This window comes from Paenibacillus sp. YIM B09110 (assembly GCF_037167145.1).
GTDB lineage: Bacteria > Bacillota > Bacilli > Paenibacillales > Paenibacillaceae > Pristimantibacillus.
The window spans coordinates 64,310-84,896 of the sequence record NZ_JBANSP010000003.1; the positions used below are offsets into that span (position 1 = coordinate 64,310).

General features: G+C 49.9%; 18 protein-coding genes. 12 read left to right on the forward strand and 6 right to left on the reverse strand.

Features of this window, described 5'->3' with window-relative positions:
• Positions 1–8: 8 nt before the first annotated feature.
• Complete coding sequence (locus V8F51_RS04970) at positions 9–1,175, forward strand: exonuclease SbcCD subunit D (RefSeq protein ID WP_337098958.1); 1,167 nt, start codon at positions 9–11, stop codon at positions 1,173–1,175.
• A complete protein-coding gene (locus V8F51_RS04975) occupies positions 1,172–4,267 on the forward strand; it encodes an SMC family ATPase (protein ID WP_337098960.1) in 3,096 nt (1,031 codons plus the stop codon). Before V8F51_RS04970 ends, V8F51_RS04975 begins: the two co-directional genes overlap by 4 nt.
• Positions 4,268–4,341: 74 nt before the next feature.
• Here the strand turns inward: V8F51_RS04975 and V8F51_RS04980 are convergent, their stop codons facing one another.
• On the reverse strand, positions 4,342–4,884 hold the full coding sequence (locus V8F51_RS04980) for a hypothetical protein (protein WP_337098962.1): 543 nt from the start codon (positions 4,882–4,884) through the stop codon (positions 4,342–4,344).
• Positions 4,885–5,083: 199 nt separating this feature from the next.
• Here V8F51_RS04980 and V8F51_RS04985 point away from each other — a divergent pair, with 199 nt between their 5' ends.
• Positions 5,084–5,464: a DUF423 domain-containing protein gene (locus V8F51_RS04985; RefSeq protein WP_337098964.1), complete on the forward strand. Its 381-nt coding sequence runs from the start codon at positions 5,084–5,086 to the stop codon at positions 5,462–5,464.
• Positions 5,465–5,612: 148 nt separating this feature from the next.
• Complete coding sequence (locus V8F51_RS04990) at positions 5,613–7,508, forward strand: putative bifunctional diguanylate cyclase/phosphodiesterase (protein ID WP_337098965.1); 1,896 nt, start codon at positions 5,613–5,615, stop codon at positions 7,506–7,508.
• Positions 7,509–7,603: 95 nt separating this feature from the next.
• On the opposite strand, the gene V8F51_RS04995 is transcribed toward V8F51_RS04990, so the two are convergent.
• The gene (locus tag V8F51_RS04995) at positions 7,604–8,101 is read right to left on the reverse strand and encodes a hypothetical protein (protein WP_337098966.1); all 498 of its coding nucleotides are present in this window, start codon (positions 8,099–8,101) and stop codon (positions 7,604–7,606) included.
• Between the two features lie 161 nt (positions 8,102–8,262).
• On the opposite strand from V8F51_RS04995, the gene V8F51_RS05000 reads away from it, so the two are divergent.
• Positions 8,263–8,568 carry a YunC family protein gene (locus V8F51_RS05000; RefSeq protein WP_337098967.1) on the forward strand — a complete coding sequence of 102 codons (306 nt, stop codon included), beginning with the start codon at positions 8,263–8,265 and terminating at the stop codon, positions 8,566–8,568.
• An 88-nt stretch (positions 8,569–8,656) separates the two neighbouring features.
• Here the strand turns inward: V8F51_RS05000 and mtnA are convergent, their stop codons facing one another.
• Positions 8,657–9,712: an S-methyl-5-thioribose-1-phosphate isomerase gene (mtnA, locus tag V8F51_RS05005; protein ID WP_337098968.1), complete on the reverse strand. Its 1,056-nt coding sequence runs from the start codon at positions 9,710–9,712 to the stop codon at positions 8,657–8,659.
• Between the two features lie 24 nt (positions 9,713–9,736).
• Entirely contained in the window at positions 9,737–10,948 is a 1,212-nt protein-coding gene (mtnK, locus tag V8F51_RS05010) for an S-methyl-5-thioribose kinase (RefSeq protein WP_337098969.1), read from the reverse strand.
• A 150-nt stretch (positions 10,949–11,098) separates the two neighbouring features.
• Here mtnK and V8F51_RS05015 point away from each other — a divergent pair, with 150 nt between their 5' ends.
• The 7 genes from V8F51_RS05015 (at position 11,099) to V8F51_RS05045 (ending at position 18,270) form a co-directional block, all read left to right on the forward strand.
• A complete protein-coding gene (locus V8F51_RS05015) occupies positions 11,099–11,686 on the forward strand; it encodes a DUF1802 family protein (protein WP_337098970.1) in 588 nt (195 codons plus the stop codon).
• Between the two features lie 323 nt (positions 11,687–12,009).
• Positions 12,010–12,789, forward strand: a complete 780-nt coding sequence (sufC, locus tag V8F51_RS05020) for a Fe-S cluster assembly ATPase SufC (RefSeq protein ID WP_307205760.1) — start codon at positions 12,010–12,012, stop codon at positions 12,787–12,789.
• A gap of 21 nt (positions 12,790–12,810) precedes the next feature.
• Complete coding sequence (sufD, locus tag V8F51_RS05025) at positions 12,811–14,118, forward strand: Fe-S cluster assembly protein SufD (protein ID WP_337098972.1); 1,308 nt, start codon at positions 12,811–12,813, stop codon at positions 14,116–14,118.
• Entirely contained in the window at positions 14,115–15,341 is a 1,227-nt protein-coding gene (locus V8F51_RS05030) for a cysteine desulfurase (protein WP_337098974.1), read from the forward strand. The genes sufD and V8F51_RS05030 overlap by 4 nt, the downstream gene beginning before the upstream one ends.
• Entirely contained in the window at positions 15,328–15,753 is a 426-nt protein-coding gene (sufU, locus tag V8F51_RS05035; protein ID WP_337098975.1) for a Fe-S cluster assembly sulfur transfer protein SufU, read from the forward strand. Before V8F51_RS05030 ends, sufU begins: the two co-directional genes overlap by 14 nt.
• 39 nt (positions 15,754–15,792) lie before the next feature.
• Positions 15,793–17,190, forward strand: coding sequence for a Fe-S cluster assembly protein SufB (gene sufB / locus V8F51_RS05040; RefSeq protein WP_337098976.1), 1,398 nt, complete (start codon positions 15,793–15,795; stop codon positions 17,188–17,190).
• 147 nt (positions 17,191–17,337) lie between these two features.
• Complete coding sequence (locus V8F51_RS05045) at positions 17,338–18,270, forward strand: GNAT family N-acetyltransferase (protein WP_337098977.1); 933 nt, start codon at positions 17,338–17,340, stop codon at positions 18,268–18,270.
• A 63-nt stretch (positions 18,271–18,333) separates the two neighbouring features.
• Here V8F51_RS05045 and V8F51_RS05050 read toward each other — a convergent pair whose 3' ends face one another.
• On the reverse strand, positions 18,334–19,392 hold the full coding sequence (locus V8F51_RS05050) for an HD-GYP domain-containing protein (protein WP_337098978.1): 1,059 nt from the start codon (positions 19,390–19,392) through the stop codon (positions 18,334–18,336).
• Positions 19,393–19,488: 96 nt separating this feature from the next.
• Positions 19,489–20,580: a ThiF family adenylyltransferase gene (locus tag V8F51_RS05055; protein WP_442956403.1), complete on the reverse strand. Its 1,092-nt coding sequence runs from the start codon at positions 20,578–20,580 to the stop codon at positions 19,489–19,491.
• Between the last annotated feature and the right edge of the window lie 7 nt (positions 20,581–20,587).

The following is a 20,587-nucleotide window of genomic DNA, read 5'->3' on the forward strand; positions in this document are numbered from 1 at the left end:
TGCTAGACATGAAATTTTTTCACACGGCGGATTGGCATTTGGGCAAGCTTGTCCAAGGCGTATATATGACGGAGGATCAGCGGCATGTGCTCGAGCAACTGCTGCAAGCGATTGAGAATGAAAGGCCCGATGCGGTAGTTATAGCAGGCGATCTGTATGACCGGGCTGTCCCCCCGACAGAAGCGGTTGAGCTGCTGGACGAGCTGCTGGAGCGTATTGTTATCGATCTGGATACGCCGGTTATCGCCATCTCAGGCAATCATGACAGCCCAGACAGGATCGACTTTGGGACGAAGTTAATGGCAGGCCGCGGCCTGTATTTGGTTGGGCAGATGAAGCGGGAGCTTGAGCCGATCGTTTTAAGCGATGAGTTCGGCGAGGTTCATTTCCACCTCATCCCTTATGCGGATCCCGCACAGGTTCGCCATTTGCTCGGAGATGATACGATTCGCTCGCATGATGATGCGATGAAGGCGATAACGGACCGGCTTGCCGAAACGATGAATGCATCGGCTCGTCATGTGCTCGTTGGGCATGCCTTTATTACGCCGACTGGGGCGCATGAGAACAATACAAGCGATTCGGAGCGTCCGCTTGCCATCGGCGGAGCGGAGCATGTGAGCGCCGGTCACTTTGCGAAGTTTCAATATACGGCGCTCGGCCATTTGCACCAAGCCCATTATGTGCTGAACGATACGATTCGATACGCGGGTTCTCCGCTCAAATATTCGATTTCCGAAGAAAGCCATGCCAAAGGGTATTTGGTCGTTGAGATGGATGGCAGCGGCAAAGTATCGGTAGAGAAGCGCGAGCTCGCGCCTCTGCGGGACATGCGCAGAGTTACCGCTTCAATAGAAGAAATAGAAACACATAGCGTCAACGAGGATTATGTCTTCGTAACGTTGCTTAACGATAATCCAGTGCTCTTCCCGATGGAAAAAGTAAGGGCGGTATACCCGAATGCGCTTCATGTTGAGCGCCGTATGGCTAGTTTGTCCACTCTTCGTAATGGGCAGGAAGAGGGAGAACAACGAGGCAGGCGCGAGGCTGATCCGATCGAGCTGTTCAGCGCTTTCTACCAGGAGGTTAAGGGCGAGCCGCTTTCGGATAAAAAGCAGCAGCTGTTCGCTGACACGTTCGCAGCGCTGCTGCGTGAGGAAGGGGGAGCGGTATGAGACCGCTGAAGCTAACGATGACGGCCTTCGGGCCATACCGCGACGTGGAGACGATCGATTTCAGCCTGCTGCAGGACCAGCGGCTGTTCGTTATCTCGGGCAACACAGGCGCGGGCAAAACAACGATATTTGACGCGATCTGCTTCGCCGTCTACGGTTCGGCAAGCGGCGAGGATCGTTCCGATATGCGCATGCTTCGCAGTCAATTCGCCGATGAGGACACGCATACGGCTGTGGAGTTTGATTTTGCCATTGGCCGCAAAGCTTACCGTGTATTCAGGCAGATGAAGCATCGCAAGGGCGCGAACAAAAGTGAAACCGGCGAGAAAACCGAGCTGTATGAGCTTACGGAGGACGGCATTGCAACGCCAATTGTTGACCGCTTTATCTCTACAGAAGTGAATACAAAGCTGTTGTCGATTGTAGGGCTGACGAAAGAGCAGTTCAGTCAGATCGTGATGCTGCCGCAGGGGGAATTCCGCAAGCTGTTAACGTCGGATACGGACAACAAAGAGGATATTTTGCGTCGAATATTCCAGACGGAGCTGTATGAGAAGCTCGAAGCGAAGTTCTATGCGATGAACAGGGAGCTCCAAGAGCAGCTCAAGGAAACGCGAGCGGGAGCGGCCGCATACATGAAGCAAGCGGAGGAGGCATTGCCGCAGCGCGAGGGAAGTCAGCTTGCGCTGACGCTGGCGCAGGAATCGTACAATGCTCTGCAGATAACTGATGCGCTGGAGAATGAGGCTGCATACTACGAGCATCTGTCGGCGGACGCGCAGCAGCGTAAAACGGAGCTGTCGGGGCGCATCGAGACTCGCCAAAGCGCGTTGAACGATGCGCTGGCGCTCAATCAGCGGCATGATGCGCTAGCCAAGCTTAAGGAGCAAGAGCGGCAATCCGAAGCGGAGCGGCCGGCATTCGAGGCGCGGGAGAAGCGCCTCGTTCTTGCCGAGAAGGCGGCGAAGCTGACGCCGTACGAGGAGCAGGCAACACGCGCGAAGTCGGATAGCGAAGCGAAGCGCGGTCAGTTGGACAGCCGTCGCGAGAGGCTTGCGGCGGTGGAACGCTCAGCTTCGGCTGCGGAGGAGCGGTATGCGGCGGAAGCAGCGAAGGAAGAGCAGCGTCGCGAGGCGGAGCGCGAGCTTCATAAGCTGACCGAGCTTGCGCCGCTTGTTCGCTCGCTTGCGAGCCAGCGGCAGACGCTTGCTCGGCTGCAGCAGGAGGAGCAGGGCGCTGCTGCCAAGCATGAGGCGGCCGAAGCTGCGCTTGCCGAGCAGCGCGAGCGCAAACAAGGGATGCAGCAGGCGTTGCAGAAGCTAAGCGCGAATGCGGGAATGCTCGCAAGCAAGTTGACCGAGCTGTCGCAAGTTCAACAGCAGGGCAAGCAATTGACGCAGATGATCGAGTTGGATAAGGAGATGCTGCGTATCTCGCAGCTAGAGAGCGAAAATAGGAATACGATGCTTCAAGCGAAGTCGGAATATGATCGGCTGGAGCAGTTATGGATTGAAGGTCAGGCCGGTATGCTTGCGGTTCATCTGCATGACGGCAAGCCTTGTCCGGTATGCGGCAGCGAGTCGCATCCGGCCAAGCAGGCCGTCGCTGAGGATGTGCCTTCACGCGAGCAATTGCAGCAGGCGAAGGCGCAGCTCTCGGTTATCGAAGGCGAGCTTCACTCGTCAAGAGCGCAAGCGGCGGCAGCCAAATCCACTCGTGACAGCAACGCTGAGGATCTTGCGGCTTCAGGCATTGAGATCGTAAAGCTGGAGGAGCAGCAAGCACAGCTTCGCAAGCTGTGGCGCGAGCTTAAGGATGAGACGGATGAGCTGCAGAAGCAGGCTCAGGAAGGGCAGAAGCTGGGCGAGCAGTTGCATCATCTTGAGCAGGAGCTGGACAAGCGTCAAGCGGACAAGGAACGTCTGCAGCAACATTGGCAGCAGCTTATAATTGAGCGGACGAAGCAGCAATCGCTGCTCGAGCAGGAGCTTGAAAGAATCCCGGCTGCACTTCGCTCGGAGGAGACGATGACGGCTAAGCTTTCTGAGCAACAGAAGCTGACCGCTTCTTTTGAGCTGGCTTGGAAGACCGCACAGGAGCAGCGACAGCAGCAATCTTCATTGTTGGCGGAAGCGAAGGCGCATGCGGAGCAGGCTGCTGTGCAGTATGAAGAATCGAAGCTTCGCCTGCAAGAATTCGAGGCACGGTTAACGGAAGAGCTTGCGAATGCGGGTTTCGCAGATGCAGCTGAATACCGAACTGCGGCGATGAGCGCGGTCGATCGCGATGCGCTGAGATTGCAGCTGGAGTCGTATCGATCGGCCATTCAACTGCTTGCGCAGCAGATTATGCAGCTTGAACAAGAGCTGCGGGACAAGCCGCGTCTCGATGCAGAAGGTTTGCAAGCCGAGCTGGCCGGCATGAGGGATGAGCTGGAGCGCTTAATTGCAGCCTCGCAGACGCTGCTGCATAATGAACAAGAGGCGCGACGGCTGGCAGCATCGATTAAGCGGGCCGCCGAGCGGGTTAAGACACAAGAAGCGAAGCTGGCTGAAGTATTCGATCTTTATCAGATGCTGAAGGGCGACAATGCGATGAAAATATCGTTCGAACGTTATATTCTGATCGAATATTTAGAGCAAATACTGCTTGCGGCTAACGCGCGGCTCGCGGAGCTGTCGAACGGGCAGTTCCTGCTGGAGCGCAGCGACCGGCTTGAGAAGAGCGGCAAGCAGAGCGGTCTCGGACTTGATGTGTATGATGCGTATACGGGGCAAAATCGCGATGTAAAAACGTTGTCCGGCGGTGAAAAGTTTAATGCTTCCTTATGTCTCGCGCTCGGTATGACGGACGTCATCCAGTCGCATCAAGGCGGCGTAACGATCGAGATGATGTTCATCGACGAGGGCTTTGGCTCCTTAGACGAGGAGTCGCTGGGCAAGGCGATCCATGCATTAATAGATCTGCAGAAGGCGGGGCGGATGATTGGCGTTATCTCCCATGTTCAGGAGCTCAAGGATGCGTTCCCAGCCCGTCTTGAGGTACAGAAGACGAAGGAAGGTTATAGCAGAACAAAGATTGTTGTGAAGTGACAATAAGAAAAAGTCTGTCGCGTGAAGAACCCGATTGGGTTCTTATGCGACAGACTCTTTAGGGCTAATAACGATTAACCGACTCCGCTGGAAGTGGCTCCAATAGCGAAGCCTACGATGACGAGTCCGATCGCGCCAACAATGAGCAGGCCGTTAAGCACGAGACCGATGATCGCGAACGCTTTGCGACGGTTTTTGGCGAAGATTCCGATGAATGCAAGAATGACGCCTACCAGAGCAACGCCCATTGAGCCGAACATGCAAATCATGATCATCACGATCACGCCAAGAATGTCTCCGCCGAGCGCTTCAACGTCTTCCGGTGTAACAACGCCGTTACTCGAATTCACTTCTTCGGCAAATTCCATGAATTCGGCTGAGTTTGTCGTTGCAAGAACGAAGGTGAGAATGATAAGCAAGACGGCAACGAGAGCGATGATGAAGGAGGCAATGCCAAGCTTTGATTGCTTCAATGGCCCGGTTTCATTCGAATTGTCGTCCGAAAATCGCGGGGGTGTCGAGTAAGGAGAATATCCATTATCTCTCGGTTGATCCGAGGTTGGTTGTTCCTCCGTATTCTTGGATAAGTCGGGCGGTTGGTTGTTTTCGTTATTCAATACGGCTCAGCTCCTTCTAATAGGGATAATGTCATGAGACAAGCGTAAACGGCTAACTCCGTCCTTTGGCAGCGTAAGCTAACGTTTCGCGGATGAAATATAGGCCCAGTATAAGAGTGTGAATGTTATACTTACCTATATTTTTAATAATCACAATTACGGTAAAATTATACACAACATCGAAAGGGATGAAAACATAATGTTTCCAAAATATTTTGTAATAGGTGCAATTAACGCAGCGCTGTCCATCGCATTAGGAGCGTTCGGCGCACATGGTCTTGAAGATAAAGTGAGCGACCATCTCATTGAAGTATTCGAAACAGGAGCGCGATATCATATGTATGGCGCGCTGGGATTAATGCTGATTTCATTGCTGGCCAAATTTATTGACGGCGGCAATTTGCTGTTGAACGGCGCCAGATTTATCTTTGCCGGCATTATTTTGTTCAGCGGAAGCCTTTATGTCATGACCCTTTCGGATATTAGCAAGCTCGGTATGATCACCCCGCTCGGTGGAGCAGCGATGCTTATAGGGTGGGTATGCGTAATCATTTCCGCAATTAAATTTGGTCGAAAATAAGGAAAAAAATGTAGCGATTCGACAAGAATCGCCGTTATCCAACATTAATCCGCTTGTCATTAGTAAATATTTCTATACCGCAGCGACTTCATCGTTTATAATAAAGCTAACACTCACTTGACTCGAACAAGAGGAAGGAAGTTGGTGCGTGACGAGACGGATGGATAATAGAACTAATAGACGAACCCGCCGATCGTTCGGTGAGCCGCTTAGCGGCCCATGGACGATAAGTATCGTGTTAACTTTACTCGCTGCGGTCTGGATCGTCGTTTCCCTTATATTAATTAATCCGATGTATCGATGGTCTGCTTCAGCTATCGCTGCGTCATTATTAGTTACCGCAATTATTATCTATATACGTCGAAGACAATCATTCAGCTTCAATAATTATCATACGGCAATCGTGGAGACGCTGCTTCGTTCTGAGGCAATCCCGCTTGCCGTGCTGGATCGAAGCGGAACGGTTATAGAGATGAACGAAGCGTCGAGCAGTACGCTTGGCTATTCTCGCAACGAATTGCTTGGCGAGCCGCTTGAGCGTCTTGTAGAGCCAGCCAGCCGGCAGGTGCTTCAGGAAACGTTCCAGCAGGCGCTGCTTGGCGAGGCGAAGCAGACGAACATTAATATTACGCATCGTTCGGGATTCCCGCTTGAGCTGCAGATCGTGTGCACGCCTATGATAAGGGATGAAGAAGTGATCGGTACGGTTATGATCATTCATGATCTAAGCGATCGGAAGCGGAATGTCGAGCGAATCCGATATATGGCCTATTATGATGATATGACGGGCTTGCCGAATCGGACGCTGTTCCAGATGAAGCTGACGGAGAGCATAAGCCGTGCAGTCGAGGAAGAACGAATCGTTGGTATCTGTTATTTGGACTTGGATCGTTTCAAGCTTGTGAATGCTTCATTCGGCCGAGAGTTTGGCGATATACTGCTCATGCAGGTTGCCGAGAGACTTAACCGCGGCATGTCTGAATCCGATTTCGCCGGCCGGATGGAAGGCGATGAGTTCGCGCTTCTATTCCATAATGTTAACTCCGAGCAGCATCTTCTAGAGCTGTCGCGCAATGTGCTAAAATCGATTGAGGAGCCGTACGAACTTAGAGGATTCCCGTTACATATTACGGCAAGCATCGGTTCCGTAACGAACCGAAATGTAGAAGATGATGCTTATACGTTAATTAAGAAAGCGGATATGGCCCTTGTAAGAGTGAAGGAAAGCGGTAAGAATGATTGCCTGCTTTACTCTGAGACTTGGAGCAATTCTTCATTCGAGCGGTTGACGCTGCAGCATGAGATGTACCGTGCGATTCAGCGCAGTGAATTTATTCTTCATTATCAGCCGCAGTATGATCTCGTATCCGGAACCATGGTCGGCGTTGAGGCGCTCGTCCGTTGGAAGCACCCCGTCAAAGGAATGATTCCGCCAGGCAGCTTCATTCCTCTAGCAGAGGAAAGCGGCATGATCGTCCAGATCGGAGATTGGGTACTTGAGGAAGCATGTCGACAAAACAAAGCCTGGCAAGACGCAGGGTTACCGCCAATACCGGTATCCGTCAATCTATCCATAAGACAATTCGTTCAGAACGATCTGGCAAGCAAGGTAGCCGCTGTGCTTAAGAAGACAGGACTGGATTCTAAGTATTTGGATCTCGAAATTACAGAATCGATGACGATGGATGTCAGCCATGTATCGCGTTGCCTGCTTGATCTGACCGAGATGGGCGTTGGCATTAGCGTAGATGACTTTGGTACAGGGTATAGCTCCTTCCATTATTTGAAGAATTTCCCGATCGATCGGCTTAAGATCGACCGCTCTTTTGTAAGAGACATTCAGCAGGATCCAAGCGACGCCGAGATTGTAGCAGCCATCATTGCGATGGCGCATAACTTGAACATCCAAGTAATCGCTGAAGGCGTTGAGACAGAGGCGCAGATGGAATTCCTTCGCAAGCATAATTGCGATGAGATGCAAGGCTACTTCTGGAGCCCGCCGGTGTCCAGTGACAATATTGAGCAGATGTTGGCTGCGAGCTAGCGCGCTCTTATGACAAATCCCCGTACAAGGGCTGCAGATGCAGTGCGATGTACGGGGATTTGTTTTGTTTTGTCTTATCTTTACGAAAATTAAGTTTAAGTTTGTTCCTTATAATCCTCAATCTCATTTAATCTGAATGTGTAAACTTGTTTCTCATCGACATGATAGACGGTAATTAAGTTCTCGTTTTCGTTCATGTTAAGTATCCGGCAAGGAATGTTAAGCGTGATGCCAAGTCCTTTGTTGACGACGAGTCGGATGAGTGAGTTGTTCTTAATAATTTGTTTAATACGCTCAAGTCCGTTATTAATAACGCTTTCAGAACTGGCTATCGGAGGTGCGGGAACGCTGATGGGCTTCTCTTGTGGCGGAAGCTGAGTCGGTATCGGCTGCTGCGTCGCTGAAGCTGTTCTGCGTTCTTCGAGCAGTTGCCCGAGCTGAATGCCGGATTTAACCTGATAGTCGAGGAATCCCCCGTTATTGAGTTGATGCAACAGCTGTTCAAGCGCTTCGCCGTTAGTCGTTCCCTCTACAAGCACTTCAATTTGGAAAATGAAGGATGATTTATTAGTGGATGTAAGTGGTTTTATCATAAACCCTCCGTACGAAAATGATATCTCTAATATACCACCAAATCGATCGTTCATGTAGTCATAAAATGAGCATTTATCGGGTGGCTCTCGCCCGCAACATGCATATAATGTGGATGCAGACTTATGCCTCTAATGACGTGGATGAAGGGGGTGGATCCAGTATGATGCGAATGATTCCATTTACGCTCGAAAATGGCGAAACCGTGCTTGGCGTTGAAGTTAACTTGCCTAAAACAAACCTGCTCGCAATAACGACGGATAAAGGATATATCATGTGCGGCGCGCTTGATGTCGCGCTGCTGAACGAACGATTGAAAACCCGAGAAATCATTGCAGGCCGCGCTGTCGGCGTTCGAACATTAGAAGAGCTGATGGAAGCGCCGCTCGAATCTGTAACGTTCACGGCCGAGAAGCTCGGGATCGTTGCCGGTATGAAAGGATCGGATGCACTCCGTCTTATGCTGTAATTAATCTTATTTGGCTTTTTTGATGAAGAAAGCCCCGGCACGCTCGTACCCATCGAAGGGAGGGAAAGCGTACCGGGGTTGTCTGTTCTCACGCTTGTTCGAACAGTTTGCGCAGATTGTCACCGTATGGAGCTTGAATGATACCCTTCTCGGTAATAATCGCGGTTACATATTCATTCGGCGTAACGTCGAAGGCTGGATTGTAGACTTTGACCCCTTTCGGAGCCGTACGTTTACCGAAGCCTTCCGTAATTTCCTCAGCGCTGCGTTCTTCAATTGGAATCTCAGCGCCCGTCGGCGTGTTCAGATCAATTGTCGACAAAGGGCAAGCGACATAGAACGGAATGCCATGCGCCTTGGCCAGTACAGCTACGCTGTATGTGCCGATTTTGTTGGCTACGTCGCCGTTGGCAGCTACGCGGTCTGTACCGACGATGACGGCGTCGACCCAGCCCTTGGCCATGATCATGCCGGCCATATTGTCGCAGATAAGCGTTACATCAACACCTGCTTGCTGAAGCTCGAACGCGGTAAGGCGGGCGCCCTGCAGAACGGGGCGAGTCTCGTCGGCGAACACGCGAAGCGTAATGCCTTTCTCAAGAGCTAAATAGAATGGAGCAAGCGCCGTGCCGTATTTGGCAGTTGCAAGTCCGCCTGCGTTGCAGTGCGTCAGTACGCCCATGTCGTCCTTGAACAAGGAGAGAGCATGCTCGCCGATCAGTCGGTTCGTCTCCTCGTCTTCACTCTGAATCGCGATGGCTTCTGTCAACAGCGCTTCCTTGCATGCAGCAAGCGAAAGCTCTTGACCAGCGAATGCTGCCGCAGCAGCTTTCATACGATCAAGCGCCCAGAATAGATTGACTGCTGTCGGACGGGAAGTTGCAAGGTATTCAGCTTCCTTATTAACGGCAGCGAGCCAAATCTGAACGGAGTCCGCTTCACGGCTGCCGAGCACTACGCCGTAAGCAGCGCTTATGCCGATAGCTGGCGCACCGCGAACTTTGAGGTGACGGATCGCTTCCCATACGTCCTCTGATGTTGTAAGCGGCAGATACACGATTTCTTCAGGCAACAGACGTTGATCGAGCAAATCAAGCCGATCCTCTGTCCATATAACGGATTGTAAAGCTGTATTTGTAGTCATGCTGTTAATTCCTCTCTGCTTCTCTCATTTGCTTGCGGCGGTCAGCGCGGTATCGATCGCTTGTTCGATCGATTGTGTCTGACGGTTGCCGCGAATTAGCGTTGTGCCGATTGCCAGCGCAAGGCGCTGCGCTTTCTCGCGTGTTGCATCATTCGGAATGCGATCAATATCGGCTACATGAGCAAGACCTACGATGCGGCGCACCATCTTGCAGCCAGCGAAGCCGACGGCGTCCTGAAGGAGCCGGTTCATATAATAATCTTGATAGCCTGCTGCGGAATTAGCAAGTCTGTCGACGCCATTCTCATTCCACAAAGCACGGAACTTCGCCTCGAACTGATTCCAAATATCGATGATCGAGGTAATTAAATATTGGCGGTAGTCTGCACGTTCAGCTTCATCGGACAACCAATGCTCTTGTCCGGCATAGTTGAGCAGCAGATTCGCGATAACTGCGCCGACATCGAAGCCGACTGGACCATAATAAGCGAATTCCGGATCGATTACCTTCGTTGATTCAGGAGTTACGAAAATACTGCCTGTATGGAGATCGCCATGCAGCAGTGCTTGAGCGTTCGTTAGGAACTTATCGCGCAGGATCGCGACTTCCAAATGAAGCTCGCTATCCTTCGTCAGCGCTTCTGCGGCATCGGCAATTGCAGGATCGAAGCTGTTGTTGGACGATACGGTATAAGGATCGTCGAATATGAGGTCTTCCGTTATTTTGCACAAATCCGGATTAATGAACGATTTCACCTGATTTTTCTTATCTTGTTGATTCATGCCGAGATCCGATGTGAAAAATAAGGTGCGAGCCATGAACGTCGAAATATCGTCAGCGAACTTCGGATAACGCGTACCGTTGATCAGGCCTTGACGCATTATAACATGATCGCTTAGATCTTCCATTATCGTGAGAGCGAGCTCGGAATCGTATTTATAAACGGTCGGCACGAGTCCTGGAGCAAGCTTCGCCTCAAGGATGAGCTTCTCGCTCTCGATGCGCGCTCTGTCAAGCGTAAGCGGCCACGATTCGCCTACGACCTTGGCATACGGCAGTGCTTGCTTCATAATGAAGCTTTTGCCGCTGACGCTATCGGTAATGTGAAAGACAAGATTCAAGTTGCCGTCGCCAATCTCGCGGCAGCTAAGTTCTGCTTCCTGTGGAAAAAAGCCTTCAATCGAACGGGATATTCGTATCGCTTCTTGATCATTTAAAGGGTGATATGCAGACATGGCTGTCCACCTCCGAATATAGGTTTATAAGGTCAATCATAAATGCCAAGTAATCATCTCCACATAGTATATAGGATATTATTTCGCCATGGAATACCTACCTTTGATATAATAGTGTCAAATCTAGAGCAGACAGGTGGATGATGGATAATGACAGAGAGCAACGAGCTCCAGCCGGTCGCCCTCAAGGAATGGGCCGTATCGGTGAAGGCATTGGCCGAGGGAGAGCAAATCATCGTGATGCGCAAAGGCGGAATCGTGGAAGAAACGCGCGATTTTCAATTGATCAGCCCAAGCTTCTATTTAATGCCCGCATACGAGCATCAGAAGAAGCATTTGCTGAAGCCAGGTTACGATGAGCAATTGGACGAGACCTTGAAGGGCTGGACTCCTGAGATGGAGACGATTACCCTTGAAGCTTACGCGGAAGTTGCCGAGGATATTGAGATAACGGATCAAGAAACGTTGAATAAGCTGCGAGATTTTCACATATGGACCGACGGCTTTGCCGAAGAACGGCTGAAGTGGAAGAAGACGAAACCGCTGCATCTACTAATTATGCGCGTGTACAAGCTGGATGAGCCGCTTAAACTTCCGATGCAGCCTGCTTATAATGGATGCAAATCATGGGTAAAACTGGAGGGGAACGCTGAGCTCCGTCCTGCTTCGATGAAACCGGTAGTAGACGATGACAAGTTCCAGTCGGAACTGGAGCAAATAAAGGCCGCTCTAGCATAAGTTCGACAGAAAAATATGGGAAGTCATGCTCGAAGGTTAACTTACGTTGATTTATAACTAAAATTATATTAAAATAATTATTGAGAATCAGTGAGAATCACTCTATAATAGACAGGCTTGTCTTTTTACGGAAGTGACTACACAAGTGTAACGGCTTTCGCTACGCACGAACCGTTAGCTGCGTATACGCGCAGATCGGTTCTGTGCCGTCCTTTAGCGGCATAAGCTTTCGTTTCGCGGTGAAATGTAGGCGTAAGTTTAAGAGTGAATCTTATACTTTCCTATATTTTCAAATAAACCAACCTTGGAGGGATTAAGATATTATGGCAACGCATTTTGTCATTGACGGCTTGAAAGCTGAGATTGAAGGAAAAGAAATTTTGAAAGGCATTAACCTTGAGATCAAAGGTGGAGAAATCCACGCGATCATGGGTCCTAACGGAACAGGTAAAAGTACATTGGCGTCCGCTCTTATGGGACATCCTAAATATGAAGTAACTGGCGGCTCCGCTACGCTTGACGGCGAAGATCTGCTTGAAATGGGCGTTGACGAGCGAGCTCTTGCCGGTTTGTTCCTCGCTATGCAGTACCCTAGTGAAATTCCAGGCGTTACGAACTCCGATTTCTTGCGCAGCGCGCTTAACGCACGTCTAGGCGAAGGAAACGAGATCTCGCTCATTAAGTTCATTCGCAAAATGGAAGGCAAAATGAAAGAACTCGAAATGAATCCCGAGTTCGCTCACCGTTACTTGAACGAAGGTTTCTCCGGCGGCGAGAAAAAACGTAATGAAATTTTGCAAATGATGCTGCTTGATCCGAAGATCGTCGTACTTGACGAAATCGACTCCGGTCTTGATATCGATGCTCTTCGCATCGTTTCGAACGGCGTGAACGCAATGCGTTCCGAAGATCGCGGCTTCTTGATCATCACTCACTATCAGCGCCTGCTTAACTACATCAAACCTGATTTCGTTCACGTTATGATGCAAGGCCGCATCGTTAAATCCGGCGGTCCTGAGCTTGCTGAGCGTTTGGAGAACGAAGGTTATGATTGGGTTAAAGAAGAACTTGGCATCGTTGACGAAACTGTAGGCCAGGCTTAAGCGGAGAAGGGGGCAAAACGGATGAGTACAGAACTATCTACGGGAGCCACTCGTCAGTCTGCTGAAGCGCTGGCAAGCAGCAAAGGCGAGCCGAATTGGCTCGTGGCACTGCGCGGCGAAGCGGCTGAATTGGCTGGAACACTTGGCTGGCCGAAACCAGAGAAGGTGCGCATTGAGCGCTGGAACCTGACAGCGGTAGGCAACTATGAGCAGCCAACACAAGCGGCTTCAATCGGCGAACTGCCGACAGTCGTACGCGAATTGATTGCAGAAGGCACAGAGAACTTGCTCGTACAACGCAATTCCGGCGTCGTATGGAAGCAATTCTCGCAAGAGCTTGCAAGCAAAGGTGTTATTTTCACAGATCTCGAGACGGCATGCAAAGAGCATGGCGAGCTCGTTCAACAATACCTGTTCCAAGCAGTAGCGAAGAACGAAGATAAATTGACAGCATTGCATGCGGCACTATGGAACGGCGGCGTATTCGTATACGTGCCTAAGAACGTAGAGGTAGAAATTCCTTTGCAAGCGATTCTGTTCAACGATAATGCAGCTGCTACATTCGCACCGCATATTCTGATCGTTGCTGATACGCATAGCCGCGTAACGTATGTTGATTCCGTAGTATCTGAACCAGGTGCGGCATCCGCGCCATTCATGCATCCTTCGGTTGTCGAAGTATTCGTAAAAGCAGGGGCGCATGTTCGTTTTGGCTCCATTCATCATATGGGAGAGACGGGCGTGGATATGTCAATCCGCCGTGCCGTAATCGAAAATGATGGCCGGATGGAATGGATTATCGGCGACCTGAACGACGGCAACACGGTATCGGATACGAAGTCGGTGCTGAAAGGCAAAGGCTCAACATCCGATGCTAAAGTGATCAGCGTAGGAACTGGCGCTCAGCAAATGAGCTTGACGACACAAGCCGTTCATTTCGGCAAAAGCTCGGACAGCGACATGGTAACACGCGCTGTTATGAAAGATTCCTCATCTGCGATCATCAACGGCATTACGAAGATTGAGCACGGCGCAACGAAAGCAAACGGCGTTCAAACGGAGAAAGTTCTCATGTTGAGCCCGAAAGCGCGTGGCGACGCGAATCCGATTCTGCTCATTGATGAAGATGATGTTACAGCTGGTCACGCAGCAAGCGTAGGGCAAGTTAACCCAGAGATGGTCTATTATCTGATGTCTCGCGGTATATCTAAGCAGGACGCTGAACGATTAATTATTTACGGTTTCTTGGCTCCGGTCGTATCGGAAATTCCGGTCGAGGCGGTACGCGAGCAGCTTCAGCGTTTGCTCGAAAGGAAGCTAGAGGGATGAATATAAATGCGATTCGGGAGCAGTTCCCGATATTGCATCAAGAGGTAAACGGGCATCCGCTCGTTTACCTGGATAGCGCGGCGTCTTCCCAGAAGCCGCGTTCCGTCATTGATGCGGTTAAACGATATTACGAGCTGGATAACGCGAACGTTCATCGCGGCGTGCATACGCTCGGTTCGAGAGCAACCGACGCTTATGAGGGAGCGCGCGAGAAGGTGGCGGCATTGCTTAATGCCGGCGCTGCGGAACAAATTATTTTCACACGGGGTACGACGACGGCACTTAATTTGGTTGCTTCAAGCTATGCCCGTTCTGTCTGCGGGGAAGGCGACGAGATCGTCATCACGCCGATGGAGCATCACAGCAACTTGATTCCGTGGCAGCAAGCAGCGAAAGCTACAGGCGCGACGCTTAAGTATATTCCGCTTCAGCCTGACGGCACGATCTCGCTAGAGGATGCCGAGAAGACGATTACGCCAAACACAAAAGTCGTATCCGTCACGTATGTATCGAACGTGCTTGGTGTTGTGAATCCGATTAAAGAGCTGGCTCAGATTGCGCATCGCAACGGCGCGATTATGGTCGTTGACGGCGCACAAAGCACGCCGCACAAGAAAGTGGACGTACAGGATTTGGACGTTGATTTCTATGCGTTCTCCGGCCACAAGATGTGCGGACCTACGGGTATTGGCGCTCTGTACGGCAAGAAGAAGCTGCTTGAAGGCATGGAGCCGATCGAGTACGGCGGCGAAATGATTGACTTCGTAGATTTGTACGAATCGACGTGGAAGGATATTCCTTACCGCTTCGAGGGCGGCACACCGATTATTGCCGGCGCAGTCGGACTTGGCGCAGCGATCGACTTCCTGAATGAAATTGGGATGGACAATATTGATAAACATGAGAAGCATCTTGCTGCTTATGCTTACGAGAAACTGTCCAGGATGGAAGGCATTGAGCTGTACGGGCCTAAGACAAACCGAGTCGGTCTAGTCACCTTCAACCTTGAAGATGTTCACCCGCATGATGTCGCTACGGTACTTGATTCCAAAGGGATTGCGGTACGCGCAGGCCATCATTGCTGCCAGCCGCTTATGCGCTGGCTGAATGTTTCGGCAACGGCTAGAGCAAGCTTCTATATATACAATACTGAAGAGGATGTTGACCGCTTAGCCGAAGCATTAATCCAAACAAAGGAGTTCTTCGGTCATGCAATTGGATGATTTGTATCGCAGAGTCATAATGGATCATTATAAAAATCCACGCAACCGCGGAACAATGAACGATGAGGCGGTTACAATCAACTTAAATAACCCAACCTGCGGCGACCGTATTTCTTTGCAGCTGCAAGTAGAGAACGGTAAAGTCGTTGACGCTAAGTATACGGGCGAAGGCTGTTCGATCAGCATGAGCTCCGCATCGATGATGACGGAAGCCGTTAAGGGCAAGACGTTCGACGAAGCGCTTAACATGGCGGAACGATTCTCCGGTCTCATGAAGGGCCAAGAGGTCGAGTTCGACGAGCTGGAGGATATTGAGGCGTTGTCGGGTGTCAATAAATTCCCTGCACGGATCAAGTGTGCAACACTTGCTTGGAACGCGCTGCGCAAAGGTATCGAGAACGAGCAGCATTAATGATACAAAATCCCGAAATGAAAGAGGAGAGTGAAAACGATGGCAAAATCAATGCCGGAAATGGAAGAGTATAAGTATGGCTTCCGTGATGAGCACAAGTCGATTTTCCAATCGGGCAAAGGCTTGACGCCGGAAATCGTACGTACTATTTCGTCGATGAAGAACGAGCCGGAATGGATGCTTGAATTCCGCTTGAAGTCGCTTGAGCAATTTAATAAAATGCCGATGCCTAACTGGGGCGGCAACATGGACGATCTTGATTTCGAAGACATTCAATACTACGTTAAGCCGTCGGAGAAACAAGGCAAAACGTGGGAAGAGGTTCCTTCGGAAATTAAGGAAACGTTCGACAAGCTTGGCATTCCTGAGGCGGAACAGAAGTTCCTTGCGGGCGTATCGGCTCAATATGAGTCCGAGGTTGTCTACCACAGCATGCAAGAGGATCTTGAGAAGCAAGGCGTTATCTTCACGGATACGGATACGGCGCTTCGCGAGCATTCTGAGCTGTTGAGAGAATATTTCGGTACGATCATTCCTCCGAACGACAACAAGTTCGCAGCGCTTAACAGTGCGGTATGGTCGGGCGGCAGCTTTATCTACGTTCCAAAAGGCGTGAAGTGTGAAATCCCTCTTCAAGCGTATTTCCGGATTAACTCCGAAAATATGGGCCAATTCGAGCGTACGCTTATTATTGCCGACGAAGACAGCTCCGTTCACTACGTAGAAGGCTGTACAGCACCTGTGTACAGCACGAACTCGCTGCATAGCGCAGTTGTTGAGATCCTTTGCAAGAAAAACGCTCGCGTTCGTTACACGACGATCCAAAACTGGGCGCCGAACATCTACAACCTTGTAACGAAGCGTGCAGTAGCGGACGAGAATGCAACGATGGAATGGGTAGACGGCAACATCGGCTCCAAGCTGACGATGAAGTACCCGGCAGTCGTATTGCGCGGCCGCGGCGCGAAAGGCATGGTATTGTCGATCGCTGTTGCAGGCAAAGGTCAGCATCAGGATGCAGGTGCTAAGATGACTCACCTTGCACCTGACACAAGCTCGACGATTATTTCCAAGTCGATCAGTAAACATGGCGGTAAAGTAACGTACCGTGGACTTGCATCGTTCGGACGCAACTCCGACGGAGCGAAAGCGAACATTAAGTGCGATACGCTTATCCTAGATAACGAATCCACTTCCGATACGATTCCTTACAATGAGATCTTCAACGACAACATCACGCTTGAGCATGAAGCAACGGTGTCGAAGGTGTCCGAGGATCAATTGTTCTACTTGATGAGCCGCGGTCTTAGCGAAGCAGAAGCTACGCAAATGATCGTTATGGGCTTCATCGAGCCATTCACGAAAGAACTGCCGATGGAATACGCGGTAGAGATGAACCGTCTCATTAAGTTCGAGATGGAAGGCTCGATCGGTTAATAAGACTGTACCCATGAACCGTCCCCTCTTCGCGAGGGGGCGGTTTTTTCTGCGATAATTCGTTTTAATTAACTATAATTAACTTTTCCATTTGATTGCTCCGGGCATAAACGTATACTTGAAAGAAAAACCAATCGGAGTGATACCTTGTTCCAAGTATACGAGCTTAAGGAAAAGGCAGAACGGTTTGAAGAAGCCGTCCACCTTTTTTGGAGTCAGTGGGGAAGCAATGAAAATTTCCATTTTTATTACGACTGTATGCTTCATTCAATGACAACTGATAGCCAGCTGCCGCGATTTTATATTGCTTTGGAAAACGATTCAATTATCGGCACTTATGCGTTGTTGAGAAATGATTTAATTAGCCGCCAAGATCTATTTCCATGGTTAGCCTGTTTGTATGTCGTTCCGGAATACAGAGGGGAACATAGGGGGGCCAAACTGCTGGAGCATGCCCTTCACGAAACGAGAAAGAAGGGGCATGAATACCTATATCTCTGTACCGATTTGGAAGGCTATTACGAAAAATACGGCTGGTCCCTCCTATCTGACGGATTCATATTTAATGGTGAGAAAACGAAAATTTACGCGGCTTCTACTGCAAAGAATACCTATCCGCTTGAAAATGTTGTAATCCAGTCCATTAAAGAGTTCCCTGAACATCGAGATTCGTTCATCAATTATATATCTGAAGCTTGGCCCGGCGTAAAGGATATCGCGATAAACCAAATGGAACAAAGCTTAACAACATCAAACGGTTTACCGTTGACGTTATTAATGTTCCGGAACGAGCGGATTATCGGCTTTTATCAATTGAATGAACAGGAATATCTAGTCAGAAAAGATTTATCGCCTTGGATTGGGCCTCTGTTCATTGACAAAAGCGAGCGAGGACAAGCATTAGGAGCGCTGCTGCTGCAACACGGAAGAAAAACGGCAGGGCAGCTCGGGTATGATAAGGTGTACTTAACGACGGATCATATTGGATATTATGAGAAGTATGGTTTCCGGGAAATCGGAATTAGCCAGTTCGAGTGGGGACGTCCCAGCAAAATATATGAGCATTATAGTATAATGTGACAAAGGAAAGCGCAGCCCGAATGCCGATTGGCATCCTAGCTGCGCTTATTGATTTTTATGGTCTTACAGGTACACTTGTTTAATCTCATAGCCGCGTTCGACGGTTAGATCGATGAAGTTCTCGTCGATGCGGATAAGTGGCTGGAAGAACTCGGTCGGGTGGGTCATCACAATGACGCCAATCTCGCCGGTTACCAGCTCAACCTTCTTGCCGATAAAGTTCGGAATCATATGTTTGATAAAGATGTGTGTCGTGAAAGCGTCCAGTTCTGCGAAGCTCATGTTGTACAGCTCCTTGAGGACGTCGAACAAATCACGTCTTTGCTGGTACACTCGCTCTGAAATCATCGCGCTATATATATCGACGACAGAAATGATTTTTGCAACGGGATGAATTTCTTCGCCTTTTAAGCCATGCGGATATCCGCTGCCATCGACACGCTCATGATGCTGAAGAGCGCTGACGGCGAGATAGGGCTCGTCGAACGACTTGGTAATAATCTCATGACCATATAGCGTATGTTTCTTTACTTCGTCGAACTCGTCTTTCGTGAGCTTGGCAGGCTTGTTTAGAATGTCTAAATCGATCCGGCATTTGCCGATATCATGGAGAAATCCAGCTTTGCCGATCTGCAGAGATTCTTTATTGTCATATCCGACCCAAGTGGCAAGATAATACGATAACATGCCGACTTGTACGGAATGTTGATAGGTATAATCATCGCTCGTATTTAGCAGCAATAGCATCGATACGACGTCGCGTTCAAGTTGCAGGTTGCTTAGAAGCGGCTGAAGCGTAGCGGTAACTTCATCATCGTCAACTTCTCCGTCGTTAAGCGCTTTCGAAAAAAGAGTCTCGAATTTACTTACAGCGGTTTTGTATATAGGCTCGACAGTGGGCAGCCATTTCGGACTAGTTGTAGATTCAATCGTTCTAGAGGCTGGAGTTTGAGTTGTTGGTTTATCGTTAATGTCAACATAATCAATCTGATGCTGAATAAGCCTAGCAATGTCATAGCGTTGCAGCGTCGTCCCCTTGGAAAGAACATGGAGCCCAAAATTGTTGAAAGTATCCCGGCTTAGTACGTCTCCCTCATTCAAATCTATGACTTGAACCCTCATTAAGACACCTCTGATTAGTATATTGTTTGTACGAATATACCTACAATAGTAGCAATGTTTCGATAGAATGGCAATATGAGGAACTTTTAAATAAGACTAAACTCCTAGTAATTCAGCATAAACCGACTTTGCCTTCGACAACTCATCGGTACCTTGAATAAGCGCTCTGCCATCGCTAAATAGCACAAAAGTCAGTCCCTCTGCCAGTTCTACTCGCAGGAGGTATCGGTTATAGGTCGTACGGCCTGCGGGAGCGAGCCTAAGTTTAAGCTGCTCCAAGTCCAAGACTGCCGGTTTGCCGGGCGTTATCTGAACGGTATGACGTCCGCATAGCGTTGCAGCGGCTGTTTCTGCTCCGTTCTCCTCTAAGAAAGGGTAGTTATATTGACCGCAGGTTGGACATTCGTTTTTTCGAGCACCAGCTAGGCCTACAGGCATCCAAGCGTGATTCCAAAGATCAACTTGAAATAATGTGCGGTGAAGCGCCAGTTCGTTGCCTGATAACAGCTTTATTGCTTCGCTCGCCTGGACTGAGGCGATGATATCAATAATCGGGGATAGAACGCCAGCCGTCTCACAGGTGTCCGTCATGCCAGGTGCAGGCGGCTCTGGAAACAAACAGCGATAACAGGGGGATTCCCCAGGCATAATCGTCATGGTCATGCCGGAAGCGCCTACAGCACCTCCATAGATCCATGGAATGTTATGTTTTACACTTATGTCATTAAGTAAGTAGCGAATGCTGAAGTTATCGGTTCCGTCAATAATGAGCTGCACGTTAGAGAGCAGTTGCTCTGCATTGAGCGGTGTGACATCGGCCACAATAGGTTCAATGACAATAGAGCTGTTGATCTCGCGCAGATGAACGGCAGCGGCCTCTGCCTTCGGTAACAGCTGCTGAACGTCTCTTTCCGTATAAAGCATCTGGCGCTGCAGATTGCTCCATTCGACGATGTCACGATCGATAATACGCACATGTCCAACACCAGAGCGAACGAGGTGGGAGGCGATGACGCAGCCAAGCGCTCCCATCCCGACGACGGCAACACGGCTCTCGTTGATCGAATGTTGTCCTGAAGCGCCGATTGGCGCATATCGTATTTGTCTTGCATATCGGCCGGTTGACTGGGAAGCAGAAGCATCCCGATCACGGTTAGCATCATTAATAGCAACGTTCATATCGTTCATGCGGGCA

Coding starts and splice junctions, on each gene's coding strand:
- V8F51_RS04970 (WP_337098958.1), top strand. CDS start 9: ATGAAATTTTTTCACACGGCGGATTGGCATTTGGGCAAGCTTGTCCAA.
- V8F51_RS04975 (WP_337098960.1), top strand. CDS start 1,172: ATGAGACCGCTGAAGCTAACGATGACGGCCTTCGGGCCATACCGCGAC.
- V8F51_RS04985 (WP_337098964.1), top strand. CDS start 5,084: ATGTTTCCAAAATATTTTGTAATAGGTGCAATTAACGCAGCGCTGTCC.
- V8F51_RS04995 (WP_337098966.1), bottom strand. CDS start 8,101: ATGATAAAACCACTTACATCCACTAATAAATCATCCTTCATTTTCCAA.
- V8F51_RS05000 (WP_337098967.1), top strand. CDS start 8,263: ATGATGCGAATGATTCCATTTACGCTCGAAAATGGCGAAACCGTGCTT.
- mtnA (WP_337098968.1), bottom strand. CDS start 9,712: ATGACTACAAATACAGCTTTACAATCCGTTATATGGACAGAGGATCGG.
- mtnK (WP_337098969.1), bottom strand. CDS start 10,948: ATGTCTGCATATCACCCTTTAAATGATCAAGAAGCGATACGAATATCC.
- V8F51_RS05015 (WP_337098970.1), top strand. CDS start 11,099: ATGACAGAGAGCAACGAGCTCCAGCCGGTCGCCCTCAAGGAATGGGCC.
- sufC (WP_307205760.1), top strand. CDS start 12,010: ATGGCAACGCATTTTGTCATTGACGGCTTGAAAGCTGAGATTGAAGGA.
- sufD (WP_337098972.1), top strand. CDS start 12,811: ATGAGTACAGAACTATCTACGGGAGCCACTCGTCAGTCTGCTGAAGCG.
- V8F51_RS05030 (WP_337098974.1), top strand. CDS start 14,115: ATGAATATAAATGCGATTCGGGAGCAGTTCCCGATATTGCATCAAGAG.
- sufU (WP_337098975.1), top strand. CDS start 15,328: ATGCAATTGGATGATTTGTATCGCAGAGTCATAATGGATCATTATAAA.
- sufB (WP_337098976.1), top strand. CDS start 15,793: ATGGCAAAATCAATGCCGGAAATGGAAGAGTATAAGTATGGCTTCCGT.
- V8F51_RS05050 (WP_337098978.1), bottom strand. CDS start 19,392: ATGAGGGTTCAAGTCATAGATTTGAATGAGGGAGACGTACTAAGCCGG.
- V8F51_RS05055 (WP_442956403.1), bottom strand. CDS start 20,580: ATGAACGATATGAACGTTGCTATTAATGATGCTAACCGTGATCGGGAT.